At 39.6% G+C, this 22,873-nt stretch carries 16 protein-coding genes and 1 riboswitch; of the genes, 5 read left to right on the plus strand and 11 right to left on the minus strand.

Annotated elements, in window-relative coordinates:
• The first annotated feature begins 48 nt into the window (after positions 1-48).
• Positions 49-1,248 (plus strand): MFS transporter, encoded by a 1,200-nt coding sequence (locus PLANO_RS14830; protein WP_038705196.1) that lies wholly within the window; start codon positions 49-51, stop codon positions 1,246-1,248.
• Between the two features lie 275 nt (positions 1,249-1,523).
• Here the strand turns inward: PLANO_RS14830 and PLANO_RS14835 are convergent, their stop codons facing one another.
• On the minus strand, positions 1,524-1,853 hold the full coding sequence (locus tag PLANO_RS14835; RefSeq protein ID WP_038705197.1) for a potassium channel family protein: 330 nt from the start codon (positions 1,851-1,853) through the stop codon (positions 1,524-1,526).
• A 331-nt stretch (positions 1,854-2,184) separates the two neighbouring features.
• Here PLANO_RS14835 and PLANO_RS14840 point away from each other — a divergent pair, with 331 nt between their 5' ends.
• Both PLANO_RS14840 and PLANO_RS16135 read left to right on the plus strand, forming a co-directional pair.
• On the plus strand, positions 2,185-2,721 hold the full coding sequence (locus PLANO_RS14840) for a dihydrofolate reductase family protein (protein ID WP_038705198.1): 537 nt from the start codon (positions 2,185-2,187) through the stop codon (positions 2,719-2,721).
• A 123-nt stretch (positions 2,722-2,844) separates the two neighbouring features.
• Positions 2,845-6,045, plus strand: coding sequence for a hypothetical protein (locus PLANO_RS16135; RefSeq protein ID WP_038705199.1), 3,201 nt, complete (start codon positions 2,845-2,847; stop codon positions 6,043-6,045).
• Between the two features lie 65 nt (positions 6,046-6,110).
• On the opposite strand, the gene PLANO_RS14850 is transcribed toward PLANO_RS16135, so the two are convergent.
• A complete protein-coding gene (locus PLANO_RS14850; protein WP_038705200.1) occupies positions 6,111-6,980 on the minus strand; it encodes a hypothetical protein in 870 nt (289 codons plus the stop codon).
• Between the two features lie 47 nt (positions 6,981-7,027).
• A riboswitch (cyclic di-GMP riboswitch) is annotated at positions 7,028-7,115 on the minus strand.
• A 125-nt stretch (positions 7,116-7,240) separates the two neighbouring features.
• On the opposite strand from PLANO_RS14850, the gene mgtE reads away from it, so the two are divergent.
• Together mgtE and PLANO_RS14860 are read left to right on the plus strand one after the other, a co-directional pair.
• Entirely contained in the window at positions 7,241-8,599 is a 1,359-nt protein-coding gene (gene mgtE, locus PLANO_RS14855; RefSeq protein ID WP_038705201.1) for a magnesium transporter, read from the plus strand.
• A gap of 92 nt (positions 8,600-8,691) precedes the next feature.
• Positions 8,692-9,105 (plus strand): DUF4395 domain-containing protein, encoded by a 414-nt coding sequence (locus PLANO_RS14860; RefSeq protein ID WP_038705202.1) that lies wholly within the window; start codon positions 8,692-8,694, stop codon positions 9,103-9,105.
• A 484-nt stretch (positions 9,106-9,589) separates the two neighbouring features.
• Here PLANO_RS14860 and PLANO_RS14865 read toward each other — a convergent pair whose 3' ends face one another.
• From PLANO_RS14865 to PLANO_RS14905, 9 genes are all read right to left on the minus strand, one after another.
• On the minus strand, positions 9,590-10,867 hold the full coding sequence (locus PLANO_RS14865; RefSeq protein ID WP_038705203.1) for a glutamate-5-semialdehyde dehydrogenase: 1,278 nt from the start codon (positions 10,865-10,867) through the stop codon (positions 9,590-9,592).
• 28 nt (positions 10,868-10,895) lie between these two features.
• Complete coding sequence (proB, locus tag PLANO_RS14870; protein WP_038705204.1) at positions 10,896-11,666, minus strand: glutamate 5-kinase; 771 nt, start codon at positions 11,664-11,666, stop codon at positions 10,896-10,898.
• Between the two features lie 433 nt (positions 11,667-12,099).
• On the minus strand, positions 12,100-13,536 hold the full coding sequence (locus PLANO_RS14875) for a carbon starvation CstA family protein (protein ID WP_038705205.1): 1,437 nt from the start codon (positions 13,534-13,536) through the stop codon (positions 12,100-12,102).
• Between the two features lie 226 nt (positions 13,537-13,762).
• Positions 13,763-14,404, minus strand: coding sequence for a hypothetical protein (locus PLANO_RS14880; protein ID WP_038705206.1), 642 nt, complete (start codon positions 14,402-14,404; stop codon positions 13,763-13,765).
• A 22-nt stretch (positions 14,405-14,426) separates the two neighbouring features.
• Positions 14,427-15,854: an alkaline phosphatase gene (locus PLANO_RS14885; protein WP_038705207.1), complete on the minus strand. Its 1,428-nt coding sequence runs from the start codon at positions 15,852-15,854 to the stop codon at positions 14,427-14,429.
• Positions 15,855-16,421: 567 nt separating this feature from the next.
• Positions 16,422-17,627, minus strand: a complete 1,206-nt coding sequence (locus PLANO_RS14890; protein WP_038705208.1) for a multidrug effflux MFS transporter — start codon at positions 17,625-17,627, stop codon at positions 16,422-16,424.
• A 148-nt stretch (positions 17,628-17,775) separates the two neighbouring features.
• On the minus strand, positions 17,776-18,849 hold the full coding sequence (locus PLANO_RS14895) for a branched-chain amino acid aminotransferase (protein WP_038705209.1): 1,074 nt from the start codon (positions 18,847-18,849) through the stop codon (positions 17,776-17,778).
• Positions 18,850-18,994: 145 nt separating this feature from the next.
• Positions 18,995-19,609 (minus strand): NUDIX hydrolase, encoded by a 615-nt coding sequence (locus PLANO_RS14900; protein WP_038705210.1) that lies wholly within the window; start codon positions 19,607-19,609, stop codon positions 18,995-18,997.
• A gap of 61 nt (positions 19,610-19,670) precedes the next feature.
• Positions 19,671-22,811, minus strand: coding sequence for a DEAD/DEAH box helicase (locus tag PLANO_RS14905; RefSeq protein ID WP_038705211.1), 3,141 nt, complete (start codon positions 22,809-22,811; stop codon positions 19,671-19,673).
• Between the last annotated feature and the right edge of the window lie 62 nt (positions 22,812-22,873).

Genomic DNA, 22,873 nt, shown 5'->3' on the forward strand with positions numbered 1-22,873 from the left:
CACCTCTTCTCCTCATTACAACTATCGCTTAGCAAGGAGCTACTCACTATGAACAATTCAAAACCAGCTTTATGGACAAGAGATTTTATCCTCACTTCTATAGTGAATTTCTTTTTAATCCTCATTTTCTATTTGCTGATGGTCACCATTGCTGTCTATGCGGTCAATGAATACGGTGCATCAACGAGTGAAGCTGGACTCGTTACAGGAATTTTCATATTAGGTGCATTAACTGGCCGGATCTTTATTGGTCGCAGCATCGATAAGATTGGCCGTAAAAAAACTTTACTCATTGGGACAACATTATTTACGTTGACGACTTTTTTCTACTTTTTGAATCTTGGATTGCCATTCTTAATGGCCAACCGTTTTCTTCACGGTATGACGCTAGGAATGGCGAGTACTGCTGCAGGAACCATCGTTGCGCAAATTATACCGATGACCCGCAAAGGTGAAGGCATCGGCTATTTTAGTATGAGTTCTACATTGGCCGCGGCTTTTGGTCCGTTTATTGGGTTAATGCTGAGTCAGTACAGTAGCTATGAAATGATTTTCACGGTCTGTTTAGCCCTTGGTGTAATCAGTCTCGTCATTTCATCATTAGTCTATGTACCACCCGTCGAAGCGCCTCCGAACCCAAACCTTACGAAAGGGTTTAAGGTTTCAGAATTTATTGAGCCAAAAGCAGTTCCAATCGCCATTATTTGTTTAGTAATCTCACTTTGCTATTCTAGCGTACTGTCATTCATTAACTTTTATGCGATGGAAGAAAACCTTGTACAAGCCGCCAGTTATTTCTTCCTTGTTTATGCGATTTCAATACTAATATCGCGCCCCTTTACAGGACGACTCATGGATTTAAAAGGCGCAAATTTTATCATGTACCCAGCATTCGTCCTTTTTGCATCAGGTCTATTTTTATTGAATATTTCTAACAGTAGCACTGGTTTATTAGTCGCTGGTGCATTGATTGGATTTGGTTTTGGTAATATGCAATCAACCACACAAGCTGTGGCGATTAAGCTGACACCTACTCATCGCATGGGACTTGCCACATCAACGTTTTTCATCGCAATGGACACGGGGTTAGGATTTGGTCCTTACCTTCTTGGCTTTATCATTCCGATGATCGGTTATAACTCACTTTATGGATTTTTGGGCTTTGTTGTACTTGCTACTGCATTTTTATATTATGTATTGCACGGCAAAAAAGAACGTGCAGATGCAGTTGAATTGGGCTATAAATAAATCGATAAATTACTCCATCAAAAAACGCTTAACCTTTTTAGGTTAGGCGTTTTCACATTTCATTGTTCTTTTTTGAGCCTAGCAACTTCACTCTCAAGAAAATCTATGCGTTTATGAATTCGATAAAAAATTGGTAAATACGCTAAGACAATTATGATCATCCACCCCATCATACATCCCCCTTTTTCACACTTTACCATATAGATTTACAAAGTTCCCCAAACATAAACAGACAGGATTCTTCATAAGTGAAGAATCCTGTCTGTTTATGTTGTTTACACTTGTTTCTTTTTGTTTTGCATTTGCAAAGATACTTTTACAAGTAAACTTAACATAACTCCAATGCCAGTAATCATATATAAGATGGTGAAAATTTTACCGAAAGCTGTAATGGGTTCTAAAGTTGCTGAACCAACAGTTGTCAGCGTCGCTACACTAAAATACAAAGCGTCCACTATGGTAAACCCTTCTACTGTGGAATAAAAGATGGTACCTGATATCAAAATCGCTGCGGTTAATCCGAGCAATACTTGGAATTCCTTATCTTTAATCAGTTGAAAAAATGTTTTTAGCATTCGTCTTAATGTCAAAAAAAATGATACCACTTAGCTCGCCTCTTCATTCATAGTTATCTTTTCATTATAAAGTATTTATAGAAAAGAAATCCAACAACTAGGCAAGTTTTTGGTTTTAGCTCTCTACATGTTCTGACAACATGACGATTGAACACAAGGTATATTCAAGAAAATTCACCGGTATCGAAATAAAATAGTTTATTTTAAACGACTATTTTCACCTAATACCGACTTCCAACTATAATATACCTCAAAATTTAAAGGAGATTTTTCAATCAAGCTCGAATTAATGCTAGAGAGAATCTACCGATCATGCTTCAAGAACCGCCCGCTATTAATTCATTCACAAAGGAGAATGATTATGGGAAAAATCATTGTAGCCATGTATTTGACACTTGATGGGGTTATGGAAGAACCTTCTTGGACGGCTCCCTACTGGGACGACGAGATTGCTAAATTCCAATTGGATCTGCTATTTGGTAGTGAGGCATTATTGCTCGGACGCGTAACTTATGAAGGGTTTGCAGCAGCTTGGCCTTCTGCCGAAGATGAAGAAGGCTTTGCAGAGCGCATTAACAAATTGCCAAAGTATGTCGTTTCTACGAGCTTGAAACGTACTGAATGGAATGCTCGCCTCATTTCTAGCAACGTACCGCAAGAAGTGACTAAACTTAAAAAAACAGGTCAGCGATTATTGGTTTATGGAAGTGCTGAACTTATCGAAACTTTATTAAAGCATGACTTGATCGACGAACTTCATTTAATGACATTTCCACTCGTATTAGGTGAAGGAAAACGGCTATTCAAGGAAAATGCTGATCAAAAAATGTTTAATTTACAAAATATCCGTTGGACTGATTCTGGTGTTCTTATCGCTAGTTATACCCCGGATAAATAAACGAAAAGACTCTTAAATGAGTCTTTTTATTTTGATTAAAAAGGTAATTTCTTTCTATTAATAGTGTCTTTCAAGCTATAATAACTAATGAGTTGTATTTTCAAATAGAAAAGAGTGGTTTATATGAAAAAAATAGGATTGTCTCTAGGCGGAGTGGTCGTTTTACTTGCACTCCCTATCATAATTTGGTTTTTACAAGAAGAAAAAATAGTTAATATAGCCATTATCGATAAAACCGTACCATCCGAAAGTTATAGGGAACATAAAGGCTTAACCTGGTTATTAAATCACCAGCGTTATGTTTCTGAACCAGGAGAAACCTATAACGAATCCGTCGACTATTACGGTTTTGTTCCCGATGAAGAAAATGAGAGCTATACGATCCGTGAATTGCCTACGGATTATTCCGGAACTGACCTCATTTATCTAGCTGATTCTTATGGAGTTTACGAGGAAGACCTGCCTTGGCAAACGAAAGACAAAAAACCAGGTAGTTCATCTATGATTACAGGTGGACTCCAAATGGACGAGTGGCAGACGATTAAACAACAAGTCCAGTCTGAAGGCACCGACTTAGTTATGGAATTCAACACGTTTGCTTCTCCGACTTCTAAAGAAGTTTCACAAGATATGAATGAGTTTTTAGGTCTTGAGTGGAGCGGTTGGAGCGGTCGCTATTTTAAAGAGTTGCAAACTTCTAAAAATGCCGTTCCTCAATGGATTGTTGAAAATTATGAAAAAAATGATGTGCAATGGCAGTTTGAAGGCGCTGGGTTTGTATTGGTTAACGATGAAACCGGTGAAGTAGTGATTCTTTCTGAAGAAGCAGACGAAATTGGTAGCGACGGTCTATACCTAGAATTCACGGAACAAGGAACTGATCAATTTGATCTGAAAAATAGCCCTTCTTTCGATTATTGGTTTGATATCAATCTGGCTCTTCCAGAAACTGAAGTTCTTGCAGACTATCAGTGGGACTTGCAAGATGCAGGCAAGGAGAAGTTGGAAAAAGCGGGCATTCCAGAAAACTTTCCTGCTGTGTTCCATCAATCCAAATATGGAGCAGACGTTTACTATTTTGCCGGGGATTTTGTCGATATCAATGATGTTCCAAATTTTTATCGCTTTGCAGGTTTCTCAAAACTGCGTTCTATTCTTTCTACAGAAGCATTAGATGCTGAAAAGAGTTTTTACTGGAAAACGTATATCCCCATGATGGAATCTATTATGGCAAATGCAGCAGCTAAAAAAGCCCCTGCTGAAAAGGCACAAAAAGCGCTTGCCGTTGAAAATGGCGTTTCTTATCCTTCTCGTGTCAACGACCAAACATTTGAAGTTTATGAAGATGGTGAATGGCAGCCACTTACTATTAAAGGGGTAAACCTAGGAATGGCTAAGCCGGGAACATTTCCTGGCGAAGCAGCCATTACACGTGCAGAATATGATCGGTGGTTTAAAGCAATTGGCGAAATGAATGCTAATGCAGTGCGTGTCTATACACTGCACCCTCCTGCTTTTTACGAGGCATTTGCGGCATATAACGCTAACGCTAAAGAGCCTCTTTATTTGTATCATGGTGTTTGGATTGATGAAGAACCGTTGGTGGAGTCTTTAAATGCTTTTGACCCTGACATTACTGAACGCTTCCAGGCAGAAGTCAAAAAAATCGTGGATGTTGTCCATGGCGATGCGGTTGTGGAACAACAACCCGGACATGCTTACGGTAATTATAAAACCGACATCTCTCCTTACGTGATCGGTTGGATGATTGGTATCGAATGGTTCCCAATTATGGTTGATCAAATGGAGCAAGATTATCCTGATCTTGGCGAGTACCAAGGTCAATACATCTACACGGAAAATGCCAACCCGATGGAAAATTGGTTGGCACAGCAATTAGATCTTCTCGCTTCTTATGAACTTGAAACTTACGACAGTATGCGTCCGTTAAGCTTTACTAACTGGGTAACAACCGATAACATTGATCAACCTGCAGAGCCAAGTGATCAAGAAGATATGGCGACTGTTGATCCGAATCACATCAAGACCAAGGACATAACGGATACAGTTGGCATGTTTGCTTCGTATCATGTCTATCCGTACTACCCGGATTTCTTGAATTTAGAAGAGCGTTATACAGAGTATGTCGATCACCGCGGTGAATTTAATAACTACGCCGGCTATTTAAAAGACTTGAATGACTCTCACGATATACCCGTACTCATTGCTGAGTTTGGAGTCCCTGCTTCACGTGGGATGACTCATGAAAATCCATTTGGTTGGAATCAAGGGTTTATCTCTGAAAAAGAACAAGGGGAAATCGTCAGTCACATGTACGAGGATATTCTTGAAGAAGGCATGCTAGGCGGTATGGTCTTTACTTGGCAAGACGAGTGGTTTAAACGAACATGGAATACAATGGAGTACGATAATCCGAACGAACGACCATTTTGGTCGAATGCCCAAACCAATGAGCAACAATTTGGTTTGTTGAGCTTTGACCGTCATAAAGTAAAAGTCGATGGTATAGATGATTGGCAAGATGGAAAAACACTTTACGAAAAAGATGAAGGTGCACTTAACAGTGTTACGATGGATTCAGATGAGCGATATGTCTACGTTAAAGCGCAATTTGACCCAGCCAATAACAATTGGTGGACTGAAAATGATTTTAATCTCTACTTTAGTATCCGTAACAACAAAGGCATTGCGGTCGATGCTTTAGAAGAAACTGAATTTCTAGCAGATTTCCAGTTGAAGATTGAAAATCTAAAACAAGCACAATTGCAAGTGGCTGGCGATTACGATAGTTTTTACTATGATTATCATGAACGTTTAAAAATGATTCCCGCAGAAGAAAACATCGAATCGACATTCCATCCAATTCGACTTGCTTTAAACAAAGAGTTTGTACGTCCGGACACTGGGGAACTTCTACCGTTTTCTTCTTATGAAACTGGAATTTTCCAATTTGGCATTGCCAATCCAGAACACGAAGAATACGATTCGTTAAATGATTATTATTACGATGAAAAAACCGGCGTTCTGGAAATTCGAATTCCTTGGATGTTACTAAATGCGAAAGACCCAGCAAAACGTGAATTTACAGGCGACCTTCAAAAAGATGGCATCGAGGCTTCTCAAACGATTACAGGTCTTGATGTTGCAGCGAACTTAACCAACAAAGATGGAAAAGTTGTAGAAGCTTTCGATTCGAAGAAAGTTGCTCAATATTCGTGGGAAACATGGGGATTACCACAATCCGAGGAACGGTTAAAACAATCGTATTACATTCTTCAAGAAACGTTCGGGGAAACCGAATAATATGTGAGCAATTAAAAACTGACGGAGAAAAGGACAATCCTTTTCTCCGTCAGTTTTTTTAGATTTTAAGGTTTCATTGTTTTCCAGCTGTCTACATGATGAACGGCTACGCCACCAAATCCAGATGCTGCCGCATAATAAGCAGATACTGCCGCCAACTCACCGTTCATGAAAGCTTCGCCTTCTTCAAAGAACGAAATATTATTGCCTTCATCGGTTTGACCTGTTTCAACTCCGACTACTACTGTTTTTCCATATTTTTCTGCATAAGCTACTTCATTTTTTACTAGTTCTGTAATCATTGCCGCTGAATCTCTGTATGCCATTAATGTAACACTGTCTGTATTGGCAATTACCCATTCAGCGAGTAGACCTTTGCCATAAATGTTTTTATAAGCGATTTCATCGAACCAGAAAGGCATATCTGCCTCGAGTGGTAAATTCATCGCAGCCGTGCTCGATGCTGCTTTACTTAAAAGAGATTGATAAGATTTGATCGTTGTTGCTCGGTTCGTATTCCAACCACTATATAAATACGGCTCAACATCCAAGTGAACACCCGTGAACTTCTGAGCTGGTAATGCATTTTGCTGATAAGTAGATAGCCAGTTCATCAACCGGTCTTGTTTCGTAAAGCCTTTAGGTGCTACCCAATCATTTGCTCCGTCTAGTGCATATATTGTCATGCCCAATGCGCCCGCTTTTTCAATAAAGCTTTGATAAACAGTTACAGGAATGTCTTCATCGATTTGTACGTAGACCTTATTGAGGTCTTTGCTTTCTAAAAAGGCAAGTGTGCCTGCTTCATCACTATAAATCATCCACGGATTCCATAACCATGTAGCTTTAACATCCACTTCCATTGCATGAGCGTTGACACCCGTTTGTGTCAGCATAAACAATAATAATACACCTGCCATCATAAATTTTTTCATTTCCCCATATCCTCCCGTTCTGTAAGCCGCGACTCAAAGAACGAGACCCTGGCAACCTGACGACCTTGCGTTTTTCAACGGTTAGGCTCATGGCTTTGCGTCCTCCTCTTTCGATGGAGTTTGCCTTTTTCAGATTTTCATTATTATATGTCAATTAATGCATTTTTACCATCTTTTATAAGTATTCCTTTTCAAATACGCCATTTAAGGCAATAATCAACAAGAGCAGCTTAGAATTATGAACAAAAGGAGTGAAGCTTATGACAACCCTATTGCGTGAAGACGAAATTACATTGGTTTTGATCAAGTCATTAAAAGAAGGCAAATTAAATGAATTCCAAGAAATTCTAGAAGAACTTCAACCATACGATATGGCGATTCAATACCGACATTTACCAGACAAGCACCAGAATAAATTTTTGCTATACCTAACCATTCGCCAATTAACAGAGTTGATGCAAGAACTGTCTAAAGTTGAACAAATCGATATTCTTCAAAAATTAGGCATAGAAAAATCAGCCCAAGTTTTAGATCGTATGGACAATGATGATTTAACACTACTCCTTGCCGATTTAGAACCAGAGCGCATTGAAGAACTATTGTCACAGATTAATCAGGACGATTCTAAGTTTATCCATACCACAATGACCTATCCTCCTGAAACAGCCGGTCGCTTAATGAATAACCGCTATGTTTGGATTCCACGTCATTACACCATTCGTGATGCTATAGATAAGATCAAGCATTTCGCAGAACTAGCAGAATATCTCAACTATCTTTATATTGTCGATGAAGATAAAAAGCTACTTGGAGTAGTTTCCTATAAGGATTTGATCCTTGGAAATCTAGAAGACAAAATTGAAGAAGTTATGTATAAGCGCGTTGTTAAAGCTGACGTGTTGATGGACCAAGAAGATGTGGCTCAAATCATTAGCCGTTATGATTTTGTCACTTTGCCAATCGTGGAAAATGATAATACACTTGCCGGAATTATCACTGTTGATGATGTCATTGATGTTGTCATGCAAGAAGCCAATGAAGATATTGAAAAGCTTTCTGCTTCCGGTAAATCAATTGACTTTAATACACCTGCTTGGACAGCAGCCTACCGTCGACTGCCTTGGCTAATTTTGCTGTTATTCATTGGACTTTTTTCAGGTAGTATAATTAGCCGTTTCGAGGATACTTTGCAAGCTGTTGTTGCGTTAACTTTCTTTATGCCGCTAATTGCTGGGATGACTGGAAATACCGGCACACAATCCTTGTCTGTCGTAGTCCGTGGATTAGCTTCACAAAAACTAAATTCCAAGCAAACCGTCAAGCTAATCGTGAGAGAATTATGGGTCGGCATTATTATTGGTGTCATCTGTTCTGTTCTTATTTTACTAATTGCTTATGTATGGCAAGGTAGTTTTGTATTAGGTATTGTGGTTGGTGGGTCGTTATTAATGACTTTAATCATCGGAACCTTAGCTGGTACGATTATCCCTCTTATTTTGTACAGATTTAATATTGATCCAGCTGTTGCGTCTGGTCCTTTAATCACAACCATTAACGATATTCTGTCCTTATTGATTTATTTTGGTATGGCGACTTTGTTTATATCTCAGTTGATGTAAAAAAATTAATAAAAAAAGCTTTTTTCAAGCATTATTCTTTAAACCAAGTAAATCTCTTGGTATAATTGGTTGAAACTTAAGGAGGCGCGTTTATGACTATTCCAAAACCCCTTGTTCAAACCAACCAAGCTTTTATCGTTGTTACTGTCATAATGGCGCTTTTGCTCCATCCAGCTATTTTATTGTTACCATTTGCCGTTGGAGCTTATACATTATCTACAAAGAAAAACCCTGTAATTTTGTGGAGCCGCCGCTTTTTGAAAAAACCCATGGCAAGTTACCAGCAAGAAGACCGAGATCAACAGTTGTTTAATCAATGGATTGCCACTATCTGTTTAGGACTTTCATTCTTATTCTTTTCTGTTGGTTTACCGTTACTCGGTTTTGCATTTAGTATTATGGTCATTATCGCTGCAGGTGTCGCATTGATGGGTTATTGCATCGGCTGTACAATTCGTTACCGTTACATGATGTGGAAACATAACCGCACAAAAGTACAGGCATAAAAAAGGACCCGGAGCTTTTGCTCCGGGTCCTTTCAGATTTTAGATAAAGTCTTGTTAAACTGAATAGTGGCGTTTATCCACAACCGTTCTGGCCACTGCGCTTTCCATGGGCTCAGCTTCAGCCTCCTCGTCACTGACGTTCCTGCGGGGTCAGCTCTCGCTGTCCCATAGGAGTCTCCGTGGCCAGAACGATTGCTAGCATGAGTCTCCAATCAGAGAGAGTAACCAACTAATTTACTTTTTAAGAAGCTTGATCATTCCTAACTCAGGGTCTAGGGAAGCGCCTGCATGATTAGTATATATGACGATATAAGTATTCATTCTTTGGCTAACACATGAAATTTATTTGTGCAATTTACAATGCTATAAACCGCTCTGATCGCTTAGGAGATAAATAGATAGATCAAAGAGTATCAAGAGTTTTTACAATTAAACAATTCAAGAAGAGGTATTGGATGCACCGCCCCAATACCTCTTTTACTCTTTATTTTATTTGCCCATTTCCGCGTATAATGTATTTTGTTGAGGTTAAGGCTGGCAACCCCATGGGTCCTCTTGCATGAAGCTTTTGTGTGCTAATGCCGATTTCTGCGCCAAATCCAAATTCGAAACCATCTGTAAAACGAGTCGAAGCATTGTGATACACTGCTGCGGCATCAATTTCCATGAAAAATTGATCGACGTTTTCTGGATTTTTCGAAATGATTGCCTCTGAATGTTTGGTTCCGTATGTATTGATGTGTTCAATTGCTTTACTGACACTATCCACAGTTTTGATCGCCACTTCAAGTCCGAGGTATTCTGTTCCCCAATCCTCTTCTTCTGCAGCTATCACATTAGGTGAGAGTTTTTGCACGGGTTCGTTCCCGTGGATTGTTACTTGCTGGTCTTGTAAAGCACTCATCAATAGTGGCAAATGCTTATCGGCCCAAGCTTGGTGAACCAAAATACTTTCACAAGCATTGCAGACAGATGGACGTTGTGTTTTGGCATTTAACGCGATATCAATTGCCATTTGAACATTTGCTGTTTCATCGATATAAATATGACAGTTTCCTGCGCCAGTTTCTAAAACTGGAACTGTCGAATTTTGAACAACCGTCTGGATCAACTTCGCGCCTCCACGAGGAATTAACACATCCAAGTATTGATTTAACTTGAACATATGCGATGCTGCTTCTCTGCTCGTGTCTTCTAATAACTGCACAGACTCCACTGGCAACTCACTTTTTTCTAATGCTCGGTGAATAACAGCAACAATTGCTTTATTCGAATAGATGGCTGTAGAACTGCCACGCAATACGACCGCATTCCCTGTTTTCAAACATAAGCTCGAAGCATCTACTGTAACATTCGGGCGTGCTTCATAAATCATGCCAACAACACCTAAAGGTACGCGAATTTTGGACATGGTTAAACCGTTTGGACGCTCCCATTTCTCAAGTACTTCACCCACGGGATCTGCTAGTTTTGTTAGTTGGATCAAAGCATCCGCCATGTCTTTGATTCGATCTTCATCTAGCTTAAGACGATCTACTAACGACTCACTCATATTATTTTGACGGCCAACTTCCACATCTTTGTTGTTTTCCATTAAAATATAAGTTTGTTCTTCTAGCAATTGTGCTGAAATGGAACGCAAAGCGTTATTTTTTTGCTTTGTCGTCGACTTTGCTAGTATCGCTGAAGCTTGTTTTGCCTTTTTCGCTTTTTGTAGAAGTTCGCTTTGGTCCGTTTCTTGCTCTTGAAAAAGTTTCGTCATCCAATTGCCCCTTTCAATTTTTGGTTTATTAAACGTTCATTTCTGTTTTCACACCGATATAGGTTCCATCGCCAATGCCTTTAAAAATATCGACTAGTTTTTCGCTGCCAGTTCCAGAACCGATAAATACTTGGACGCCAAAAGCAAGCGCCGTACGAGCGGCTTCTACTTTAGATTTCATACCGCCAGTTCCTACGTCAGAGCCTTCAGAAGAAGTTGCAGCTATTAGTTCATCAGGGATGTCTTGTAAATAGAGGTATTTCTGAGCTTGAGGGTTGGTTCTTGGGTTTTCGAGATAAATGCCATTAATATCGGTTAAAATTATGAGGAAATCGGCATGAATCAGCCCACTAACTAGCGCAGACAACATGTCGTTATCACCAAAAGTGAGTTCTTTTACTGCAACTGAATCATTTTCATTAATGATTGGCATAACATTCCGTTCCAAGAGCTTGGAAATGGTATCATTGGCATTTTTGTAAAGATCTTTCGTCAGCAACAATTGTGCTGCGACAATACTATGCTTTTTACACTCATCGGCGTACGCCTGCAGTAACAAGCTTTGCCCCACTGCTGCAGCCGATTGTTTATCGACTGTCGTATTAGGTCGAGATAAATACCCCATGCCCATACATCCTGCAGCAACAGCTCCAGACGAGATCAATACCACTTCGTGTCCTTCTTCTTTTAAACGAGCTAGTGCATCCACGTGCTCTCGCAACTTCTCAATTGATAGCTTTCCCTGTTCATCTGTTAACGAACTACTTCCGATCTTCACAACAATTCTTTTCTTCTCCACGTGCATTCACCACCCGTTTTTGATAAATAAAAAAATCTTCCATTTGTTCAAAAACGGAAGAACCTTGCCTCCGTGACTAAATTTCCATCGACTTTTTTATCGAATCTCTTGAATAGAGTTATTATGCACTCTTTCGTATTTTAAGTCAATTATTTATTTGTATTTTTCTTTTAAATAAGACTTTAATGGATTTAAATATACAATATTAATGAATATTTATTCATTTTAATGTAGTGTTATTAACGATCTTTTTTAGGCTATCTGTTTCGCAAGGACGAAAACACAATAAATGAGTCAGATTATTCTGCATAAAAAAGAACTTAAAATATACGTCAGTTTACCATATATTTTCAGATTCACACACGGCACTTTTGACTGAGAATTTGCTGCATGAAAAAAAGCACAGGAGAAATCCCATGCTTTTTCGTTACTATTATAAAGTGTGGTAGTCTGCTTCTAATTGTTTTATGCTTCTGTACTTCATAATTTGAGCTGCGTACCACCCAACAACTACCAATGTGATGCAACCGCCAATAATCGCAGATACTTGGTAATCCATATTCAAGCCTTCTGGTGCATAGAAAATGTACATGGAAACGACTGCTGTCATAAAGATTGCAGGTACACCTGCCACCCAGTGAAATTTAAAGTTTTTCAATAAGTAAACTGCTGCCGTCCAAAGCATAAACGTTGCTACCAACTGATTGGTCCACCCAACATAACGCCAAAGGAATGTATAATCGATTGTTGCCATATAGAACGTTGGAATTCCTAGTGGTATCGTGACTAGCAAAACTTTCACTTTGCCTTGCATGTTGACAAATTTCGAAAGAATATCCGTTAAAATCATTCGTGAAGAACGAAGTGCCGTGTCACCTGTAGTGATAGGCAAAATAATAACACCAAAAATCGCTAGCAAGCCACCGATCGATCCAAGTAACGTGATTGAAATTTCGTTGACCACACCAGACGGACCACCTGCAGCCAGCGCCGCTCCAAGTCCCTCAGTGCCGTTGAAAAATGTCATTCCGGCTGCTGCCCAGATTAAAGCAATAACACCTTCAATAATCATAGCTCCGTAAAAAATCTTACGACCATCTGACTCTTTTTTCATCGTTCGTGCAATAATCGGGCTCTGCGTACAATGAAAGCCAGAAATTGCACCACATGAAATAGTGACCATTAATAACGGCCAAATCGGCAAAGTGCCTGGATGTAAATTTTCGAAAGTAAGGTTTGGCATTGGTTTGCCAGAGAATACGAGTGCCACAGCTACTGCAATCGCCATAAATAGTAAAATCCCGCCTAGTAGCGGATAAATACGCCCAATAACTTTATTAATGGGTAAAATCGTTGCCAAGATAAAATAGAAGAAAATAATTGCTAATGCCGTGATAAAGTTAATCGGTGTAATTTGCGCGATCAACTGTGCCGGACCAGCCGTAAAAGCTGCAGTCACCAATAACATCAACACAAGAGAAAGGCCATTGATGAATACTTTCGCATTTTTCCCTAGGTACTTCCCAACCAAGGTTGGAAATTGTGCCCCGCCGTGACGCATCGAAAGCACACCTGAAAAATAATCGTGTACCCCTCCAGCGAAAATACTACCCACAACAATCCAAACAAAAGCTACCGGACCGTACAACGCACCTGCAACTGCCCCGTATATTGGACCAAGACCTGCAATATTCAATAATTGAATCAAATTACCTTTCCACCAGCTCATTGGCACAAAATCTAATTTATCGGTTTTGGAATACGCGGGTGTGGGTGTCTGATCATCAATTCCAAAAACACGTTCGATGAATTTCGAATAAAATACATAGCCTAAAATAAGTAGTACCAGTGCAGCAAAAAAGGTTATCATATGCGGTTCCTCCTGATGTGTTGTTAAGTATAAAGAATGATAACATGTTTTTTCAATATATAAACATAATATTTAGAAAAAACCAAATTTACTGCAAATTAACTACTTCATCTATTTCAAACGTGGTTTTACTGGTTTTATGTACTCATATAGTAGGCATTTCATATTTCTCAATAGTAATAAAAAAGTACTCGGATGTAATTCATCCAAGCACTCTTTGTAGTGATTAATCAAATTGCGTAGTAAAATTTTTTGCTTTTGCAAGTTGTTCTCCATGACTACTAAAGACATCACTTGTCGTAATTTCGATTGAATCGATCTTACTTTCCTCGATGATAAATCCTACATTTCCTCGCTTTGTTTCGCCTGCCATTAGTGTACCGGTCAGTTCCTCCAAATAAATATCATCTTCCCAAAGCTTTAGTTCTTCTTTGTCCGTTTCCAGTAAAGCTACTGGGGCAAAGTTCACATCCTCGTCAGAGAGATTGGAGATTTCTACGAACATCTTAACTAACGTGAATTCTTGTTCATGTGTGTAGGAGTGGTAAAAATCGATTAAGCTATAATCCGGCTTTAGTTGTAAAATTTTCGATTCTTTTACGGTTAACTGGACAGGTCCAATTTCATACGCTTTGGAATTCATGTTGACTGCTTTTACAACCGCTTCTCCTTTAGCATCCTTCTTGCTTTGACCAAGGTTTTGCAAGGTGCGATCATCTGTAACTTGAGGATTCAAGACATAGTCTTCGTAATAGTCAGGAATTTCTTGTTCAGCAACTGCTGAAGCCACCGCTACCGTATCCTGCTTCTCAGAGCATCCTCCGAGTATCAATGCCGAGAATATGGTTAAATAAATCGCTTTTTTCATTCCATGTCCTCATTTCACTTTATTACTTGTCGTTAATCTCAACTTTTGCTTTTAGCAAATCGAAAATGATTTTAGCATGATCCGTATTGTCGAGCTTGCCTGCAAACTTGTCACTTGCTGGACCATATGCGTAAACTGGAACATCTTCTCCCGTGTGGCCCCCAGTTGTCCATCCTGTATGTGTGCGCTCATTGAAAATTTCTTCGATTGCGTTATCAATAGCTGTGTATTTTCTACCTTCTGCAGCTTTTTTCACAGCTCCTATTTCTTCAGCAGTTAAGTCAAGGTCAATATAATCGCTTAACGTTTCCTCTACACTAGCACCGTCTACAATTTGTTGCGCCATAAAATCAGGTGTCCGCTTTGCTGCTTTGATCGGCTCGCCGAACCAGTTATAGATTCCGTCTGCTCCAATCGAGAAGCCGCCTGTCGAATGATCGGCTGTTGCAACCACTAACGTATTACCGTCTTCCTTTGCAAATTTGATTGCAGCTTGGAATGCTTTATCAAAGTCTTCCATTTCGCTCATAGCTGCGACGATATCATTATCATGTCCTGCCCAATCAACTTGACTGCCTTCTACCATTAAGAAGAAACCCTCCTTGTCTTTTGATAAACGATCAATGGCAGATGTCGTCATTTCTTCTAACGATGGTGTGCTATCGTCACGATCAATCATTTTTGGAAGACCTGCCGGTGCAAACAAACCAAGCACTTGCTCATCATCATTTTTTAAGAGTTCATCACGGTTTGTCAGGTAGCTATAACCGTCTTTTTGAAATTCTTCCGTAAGATTACGGTCTGTTCGTTCGAATAAAGAAGTTCCTCCACCTAAAAGAACGTCTACTTTATGTTCTCCGTCGATTAATTCGTCGTAATAGTCATCTGCAATTGCATTCATATTTTTTCGTGCAATGTCATGAGCACCAAACGACGCTGGTGTAGCGTGTGTGATTTCAGATGTTGCAACGAGGCCTGTTGATTTGCCTTTTTCTTTGGCTGCCTCTAGAACTGTTTTCACGCTGTTTTTATCATTATCAACAGCGATCGCACTATTATAAGTTTTAATCCCCGCGGCCATAGCTGTAGCTGCGGACGCAGAGTCTGTAACGTTTTGGTGTGGATCTTCAGGGTAAGTTGATTGTTGGCCAACCAGATACGCATCGAGTGCTGTATTTTCGACAAATTTAGTCGAAGGGTCATTTTGCAAGTATCGATACGCAGAGGTGTACGATGTGCCCATCCCATCTCCAATTAAAAAAATAACATTCTTTACTTTTTCTTTTTTATTCTTTTTGTCTTTAGCATCTTCATGTCCATGTGCTTTTCCTTGGTGTTTGTCAAAGGCCCCCGCTTCAGCCGATGGTGTAAATAGACCGACCCCTGTAAATGCCACTGCTGATGCTAAAGCAATCGGTAAAACTTTTGTTTTCAATTTTCTATGTATCATGTTTTCTCCTCCAGTCATTTAATCTACACGCTCAGTATAAAAGTTGATTGTTAAGATTTAATTAGAGAATTGTTTAGACTTTGTAAATTGTAAAAAACAGGTATTTTTACACAATACAAAAAGCCCAGAAAAAATTCTGGGCTTAGACTGTAGACAAAGCTTATTAAACTAAATAATGATGCATACTCTTCAACCAGGCTGGCCACTTCGCTTTCCGTGGGCTCAGCTTCAGTCTCCTCGTCACTGACGTTCCTGCGGGGCCTTCAGCTTTCGCTTTCCTACAGGAGTCTTCGTGGCCAACCCAGTTGAAGGATTCCTGCTCCAAACAAAGTAAGATTCTTTAGTACGCTTCATCATAAAAGTAACTTATGAAAAGTTTTTCCCTCTACTCACTCCAGGATTCGGAACACTAAGTGGCGAAGGGCAAAGATATGCTCCTGCATCGCTGCGCTAGCTTCGTCGCAAAGCCACTGCAGGAAAGTCCCTTCGGTCACTGACTTTCCTGCAGAAAATGAGTAAGTATTCTTTTGTATGCAAACCGAGCCCCCAAAAATTTCTAGGCTTTAATTAGTTAGCAATTGATGAAGTTGTGTTTTTTGCTAATAACAAATATGAAAGCAATGCGATCAAACACATCGAAAAAATCACGAGTCCCATCGGAACCGCTGTATTTTCTCCTGCGATTCCTACTAACGGTGCCGTTGTAGCGCCAAGGATGAAAGGAAGTAATCCGAGTAAAGCAGATGCACTTCCTGCGACGTGTCCTTGGCTTTCCATAGCCAGCGTGAAAGATGATGTTCCAACTACCCCAATAGCCATGATGAAAAAGAAAATGGGAATTGCAACAGCCCATAAAGGTCCATCTAGCAACACGACAGTCAATAAGATGGCGCCTGCAATAGTTGCTGCGTAAAGCGCTGTTTCCAAAAATCTTTTTTCAGACCAAATATGTGTAAATCGGCCAACCGAATAGCTGCCAATAATGAGCGCAATGCCGTTGACCCCAAACAGCAAACTAAACATTTGCGGAGAAGCACCATAAATATTTTGATAAATAAACGGCGTACCCGATACATAAGCAAAAACTCCACCAATTAAAAAGCCTTGTGCTAATGCATATCCTGTAAACTGACGGTTTTTTAAAATCCCTGCAAAGTTACCAACCGTGGATTTCAAATTGCTTGGTACTCGTTTTTCAGGCGGTAAACTTTCTTTTAAACGCAAAGCAGAAAGTACCAATAAAAAGATTCCGAGAATCGTCAGTAACATAAAAATCCCTTTCCAATCTGCAAACAACAGCACTCCACTTCCAATAGATGGAGCGATTAATGGCACCAAATTACCGATAACCATTAATAGCGCAAATAATCGTGTTAGTTCAGGACCATGACTGACATCTCGCACTATTGCCCGGGAAATAACCATTCCACCTGAAGCTGCAAATCCTTGTACAAAACGTAAAAAAACAAATATGTAGATGTTTGGCGCAAATATACAAGCGACTGATGCGCCAATATAAGCGATTAAAGAAATTAATAACGGTTTGCGCCTACCGTGCATATCACTCAGTGCACCCGCAACCAATTGACCGATTGCTAACCCTAACAAACATGCTGTGAGACTTAATTGAACAGCACTAGCGTTAGTTTGATATACGTCTGCTAAAATCGGAAACGCCGGCAAGTACATATCAATTGTAAATGGAACTAAAGTAGTCAAAGCACCCACCAATAAAATAAACTGAGTGCGTGAGAGACCTATCGAACTTTTCAAAATTTCTACACCTTCTTTTCTGTCATCACTTATCTATAAATCCTAGTACAAACTTATGTAAATTGCATAACCAAAAAACCCGCAACTATCAGTTTATCACAACGGATAAGCTGACAGCTACGGGCTAAAATAATGCCTTTAAAACGATTTATTTTACTTCCACAGTCCAACCAAGTGTATCTTCTACTTTTCCTGTTTGGATGCCTGTGATCGTATCGTAAATTTTTTGAGATAATTCACCGATTTCATGATTATTCACAATCATTTTCTTGCCTTTCCAGTTTAATTCACCAACTGGAGAAATAACGGCTGCTGTACCTGTTCCGAAAACTTCTTCCACTTGTCCAGCTTCGTATGCTTCATAAAGCTCATCCACTGAAATGCGTTTTTCTGTAACTGGTATTCCCCATGTGCCAAGTAACTCAATAATCGACATACGCGTAATACCTTTTAAGATACTGCCATTCAATTCGGGCGTGAATACTTCTCCGTTAATTTTAAAGAAGATATTCATACTTCCGACTTCTTCGATGTACTTTTTCTCAACACCGTCTAACCAAAGTACATCCGCATTGCCTTCTTTTTTGGCATTGGCTTGTGCTTGGTAACCAGAAGAATAGTTTCCTGCTGTTTTCGCCATACCCGTTCCGCCTTTTACAGCACGCGTAAATTTATCTTCTACATGAATCACAACTGGCTTCAGTCCACCTGGGAAATAAGAGCCTACTGGCGACAAGATCACCATGTATTTATACGTTTGAGAGGGTCCAACTGCAAGATTAGCATCTGTTGAAATGATATAAGGGCGAATATAAAGAGATGTTCCTGGTGTTTTAGGAACCCAGTCTTTTTCAAGCTTAATCAATTCCGTTAAATGCTCTAAAGCTAATTTTTCATCAATTGCTGGAATGCTCAAGCGTTCGCTTGACAGGTTTAAGCGCTCAAAGTTCTTTTCCGGACGGAACAATAAAATGCGGCCGTCTTCAGTACGGTACGCTTTCATGCCTTCAAAAACCGTTTGTCCGTAGTGAAAAATCATCGCTGCAGGGTCTAACGTAATCGGTCCATAAGGAATAATTTTCGGATCATACCAGCCTTTTTCTGTTTCATATTCCAAGACATACATATGATCTGTAAATGTAGTCCCGAATGGCACTTGATCTTTTACCGGTTTTTCTTTTTTGTTCGTATTTTCAAGAACTTCTAGCTGGTATGTATTCATTGTCAGGACTCCTTCTGTAAAAATAGTTTTAATTATCAGTCATATGAATAATTATACACGCTTATTCTATTCTTTTAAAGCTTATCCTGTTCATAATTCAAAAATTACGATAAAAGACCTGTCTTTTTCAAAATAAAAAGACCATTCAACGAATGATCTCGATAAAGTGGGAAAGGATTTTGGCAGTCAGCCCCCAAATCACTTTGTCTTCATAAATATAAAAATATTCATCAACTTGACGTGTATGCCAATTGTAATTTTCTCCCCCAGCAATTAAATCGTAGGGAAAGTTTTCTTCTGGTTGGATATCAAAGTTGATTCGGTATACTTTCGGCTCTTTTTCTAAGAAGAACGATAATGGCACTGTAAAAATATGATCGACTTCCGGTGGGTTGGGACTAAATGTAACCGTTGGATCAATGACACCCGCAAATGAGTAAATCATCATCCCAAAAGGTGAAACGATATAGTCGAGTGGATAGACGTTTGAAATATCCGCTTTTTCAATCCCTAGTTCTTCCATCGTCTCTCGCACTGCAGCCTCTTCTTCCGTTTGATCTTCATCATCAATTCTTCCTCCTGGAAAACAAATTTCTCCTGGCTGACTTCTCAAATCATGAGAACGAACTTCGAAGAGAATATGAGTTTCTCCATCTTTTTCAATAAGAGGTAACAAAACCGCTGATTTCAAGAAATCCTTATTTCCTAATACTCCAGGAGCTCGGTTCTCCATTTTTTTCAATAGTTTTTTTGGATCCATCTCAACACCCCGTCTCTTCTGTCCATTTTACCAAATCTTAAAAAATAATTCCTTTAAGAGATTAGATTGTTAAAATCTCACGGATATCGGCAGCAGACATCGCCTTTAACGGTTCTTCCCCTGATAAGATGACATCATCAATCAAGTTTTTCTTTTTCATTTGCAATTCGTTAATTTTTTCTTCAATGGTCCCTTTAGCAATAAGACGAACCACTTGAACTTCCTTTTCTTGTCCCATACGATGTGCACGATCAGCCGCTTGTTGCTCGACCGCTGGATTCCACCAAAGATCATATAAAACGACTGTGTCAGCACCCGTTAAGTTCAATCCCGTCCCACCAGCTTTTAACGAAATTAAAAACAAATCTCCTTGTCCTTCATTAAAACGGTGGCAAAGCTCTACACGCTCTTCTGGAGGTGTCTGACCATCCAGATAAAAGTACGGAACTCCTTCTCTTGCCAATTGATTGCCGATGAGGCCAAGCATTTTTGTAAACTGTGAAAATACGAGGACTCGACGTCCAGTGGCGCGGCATTCTGCTAAAATTTCCATAAGCTGATCAAACTTAGCAGATCCCCCGTCGTACCCTTCAACAAACAAAGCAGGATGGCAACATAATTGACGCAGCCTCGTTAGTCCCGCTAATATGCGTATGCGATTTTTTTGGAAGCTATCTTTGTTCAAATGTTTTAAAGCATCTTGTTTTAATTCCGCTAAATAAGCAGCGTATAATTTCTTTTGATCTTTTTGTAATTCTGAAAAATAGATCGACTCTACTTTTTTAGGAAGCTCTGTTAACACATCGGCTTTAATGCGACGCAAAATAAATGGACGGACTCGTTTTTTAATAGCGTCTCGTCTCATTTCACTAAATAGTCGGCGGTTTGGCAAAAGTTCAGGAAACACCACATTGAAAATTGACCATAACTCATCTAATGAGTTTTCAATCGGTGTGCCCGTCAAAGCGAATCGGTGGTCTGCTTTAATGCTTTTCACAGCTTTTGCTGTTTGAGTAACTGGGTTTTTAAAGGCTTGCGCTTCATCTAAAAATAACGTGTGGAAGTGCTGGTCTCGGTACAATACTTGATCCATGCGTAAAGAAGGATAAGATGTAATGACAACATCTAGTTTTGTGATGTCTTTAATCAAGGAAGCTCTTGTCGTTTTACCACCGTCTATGATTCCTGCTTTTATACTTGGCGCAAATTTCGTTAATTCATTTAGCCAATTGTAGACGAGCGACGACGGGGCAACGACTAATATAGGTTGCTGGTTTTTACGAACCTCTGGCAGTACTGAAACGATAAAAGCAATACTTTGCAAGGTTTTTCCAAGCCCCATATCATCAGCTAAAATGCCCCCGAATTTGTAACTGGCTAATAGTTTGAGCCAGCGAAATCCTGCTTCTTGGTAATCACGGAGTACTCCATTTAAACCTGCTGGAATATCCGTTCCTAATTCTTCCGGACGATGTAAATTTTGCAGCAAGTGAGCAAAATTCACTCCTGGGTCTAGCAACTGTCCTTCATCTAGAGAAGCGACTAAATGCAAACCATGAATTAAGGGAATCCGAATTTCTTCTCTTCCAAAGTTAGCTACATCGACATTTAATTCACGTAGAAAGTCACTCAAATCAAGGAATTCTTGATTTTCCAGCGACATTAACGTACCGTTAGGGATACGGTAAAATGGTCGCTTTTCTTCTAAAGCTGTTAAAATCTTTTTAATCTCTGCTTCAGGAATATCTTGCATGTCAAAACGAAATTCTAGCCAATCCGTTCGTTCACTAATCTCAACTTTTACTTTCGGCCCGCCATAATTTTTTTGGACGCGCATTTTAACGGCAGTTGTCGCAAAAATTTGCATTTTTTCTTCCAGCTCCGGAATGACATGATACAAAAAATGATATTCTGCATCTTCATCCTGCATATAAAAACCGCCATCGGTTTGCGTAAATGCACTTTCTTTCATTATTCGCATGATGTCTTGTTCTTCTTCGCGTTGTCTACGGATGCCTGGATAATGACGGAATTCGTCTTCTGGCTCTTCGCATGGATTGATCACTAAATGACCATAATGAAATTCCACACCTGCTAGTAACCGGTGTCGGATACGGTCGAGAAATAATTGGGCGCGAAGAGGCGTTTCCACAAGTCGCTCTGCTACCGCATCTGCGATATAGACGTTTCCTAAACGCTCTAACCCTGGGACCACAGTTGCCATAAAATAGTCTATTTCTTCTGCTAGGATTAACAGTTGATCTAATCCATTTGGAAGTAATTCTTTCAGCTCCGACAATCGTTTCGCATCTTCATTAGGCAAATGAACAAGAGCTCGATCTACAAACGCCAATTCATAATCGTGTAGAATGAGGACTTCTTCAAGTCCCTCTACATCCAAGCGAAATCCGCCTTCTCGGTATTCGTTAAAATGAAAGGACAGCGGTAATTGCTTTTCAATCAATAGACCGTCTGTAATCCTACCTGCTCCAACAAGCTTTACGTTAGGCGCAAATTGCAATAATGGCAATAACCGCTCCCAATCCGAAGCTGTAATAACTTGCATATCTTTTTTAAGTGATATTTCATCCTCTATAATTCGCATTTTTGCTAAGTAATCAAGAACTTCTTCTGTACTCTTCTCTAGGCGATGGAGTTGTGGGGAATAATCGACTCCAAACGGCTCATTGTATGGCTTTTCGGATCTCACTGCATGTAGAAATTTACCGATATTTTGAATGGGTTCATTATCCGCAGCAAGACGCATCGTGAGATACGCTTCGTCTCTCACTAAAACCGGCACTACATTAAATTCAATTTGGCATAGTTGGCGTTGATCAAAATACTGGCGTCCTTTCGTTCCCTCGGACTGTCGTGAGAACAACTCCACCATTTTTCTTGTCGGATTTTCACGTTGCTGCATACTATCAATAGCCAGTAGTACTCCTGCAATGTGATGGCAGTAAGTTTTTACAAAACCTACTGGGGGGCAGCTACAAGAAGCCAAAATTTCTCCATTTTGCTCTTGTTTAATACTGACATGAAATTCGTTGCGTCCTGCAACAACAGCTTTTATAAACCCGTCATCACTCGGGTCTGGCATTAGCTGAATTTTTCCTGCCTGAAAAAAGGACCTTCCTTTTTTGAAAGCCACTTGTCCGCATAATTTTTTAATTTTTGATTCATTAAGTGAAAAATTCATATAAAATATTCCTTCCTGAGATAACTTTCTCGGGACTATTTTGATGTTTCTCTATTATCTCT

This window comes from Planococcus sp. PAMC 21323 (genome assembly GCF_000785555.1).
Classification (GTDB): Bacteria; Bacillota; Bacilli; order Bacillales_A; family Planococcaceae; genus Planococcus.

Coding starts and splice junctions, on each gene's coding strand:
- PLANO_RS14895 (WP_038705209.1), bottom strand. CDS start 18,849: ATGAATACATACCAGCTAGAAGTTCTTGAAAATACGAACAAAAAAGAA.
- PLANO_RS14880 (WP_038705206.1), bottom strand. CDS start 14,404: ATGAAAAAAGCGATTTATTTAACCATATTCTCGGCATTGATACTCGGA.
- PLANO_RS14865 (WP_038705203.1), bottom strand. CDS start 10,867: ATGACGAAACTTTTTCAAGAGCAAGAAACGGACCAAAGCGAACTTCTA.
- PLANO_RS14830 (WP_038705196.1), top strand. CDS start 49: ATGAACAATTCAAAACCAGCTTTATGGACAAGAGATTTTATCCTCACT.
- PLANO_RS14840 (WP_038705198.1), top strand. CDS start 2,185: ATGGGAAAAATCATTGTAGCCATGTATTTGACACTTGATGGGGTTATG.
- PLANO_RS14875 (WP_038705205.1), bottom strand. CDS start 13,536: ATGATAACCTTTTTTGCTGCACTGGTACTACTTATTTTAGGCTATGTA.
- PLANO_RS14850 (WP_038705200.1), bottom strand. CDS start 6,980: ATGAAAAAATTTATGATGGCAGGTGTATTATTATTGTTTATGCTGACA.
- PLANO_RS14860 (WP_038705202.1), top strand. CDS start 8,692: ATGACTATTCCAAAACCCCTTGTTCAAACCAACCAAGCTTTTATCGTT.
- PLANO_RS14905 (WP_038705211.1), bottom strand. CDS start 22,811: ATGAATTTTTCACTTAATGAATCAAAAATTAAAAAATTATGCGGACAA.
- PLANO_RS16135 (WP_038705199.1), top strand. CDS start 2,845: ATGAAAAAAATAGGATTGTCTCTAGGCGGAGTGGTCGTTTTACTTGCA.
- mgtE (WP_038705201.1), top strand. CDS start 7,241: ATGACAACCCTATTGCGTGAAGACGAAATTACATTGGTTTTGATCAAG.
- PLANO_RS14885 (WP_038705207.1), bottom strand. CDS start 15,854: ATGATACATAGAAAATTGAAAACAAAAGTTTTACCGATTGCTTTAGCA.
- PLANO_RS14900 (WP_038705210.1), bottom strand. CDS start 19,609: ATGGATCCAAAAAAACTATTGAAAAAAATGGAGAACCGAGCTCCTGGA.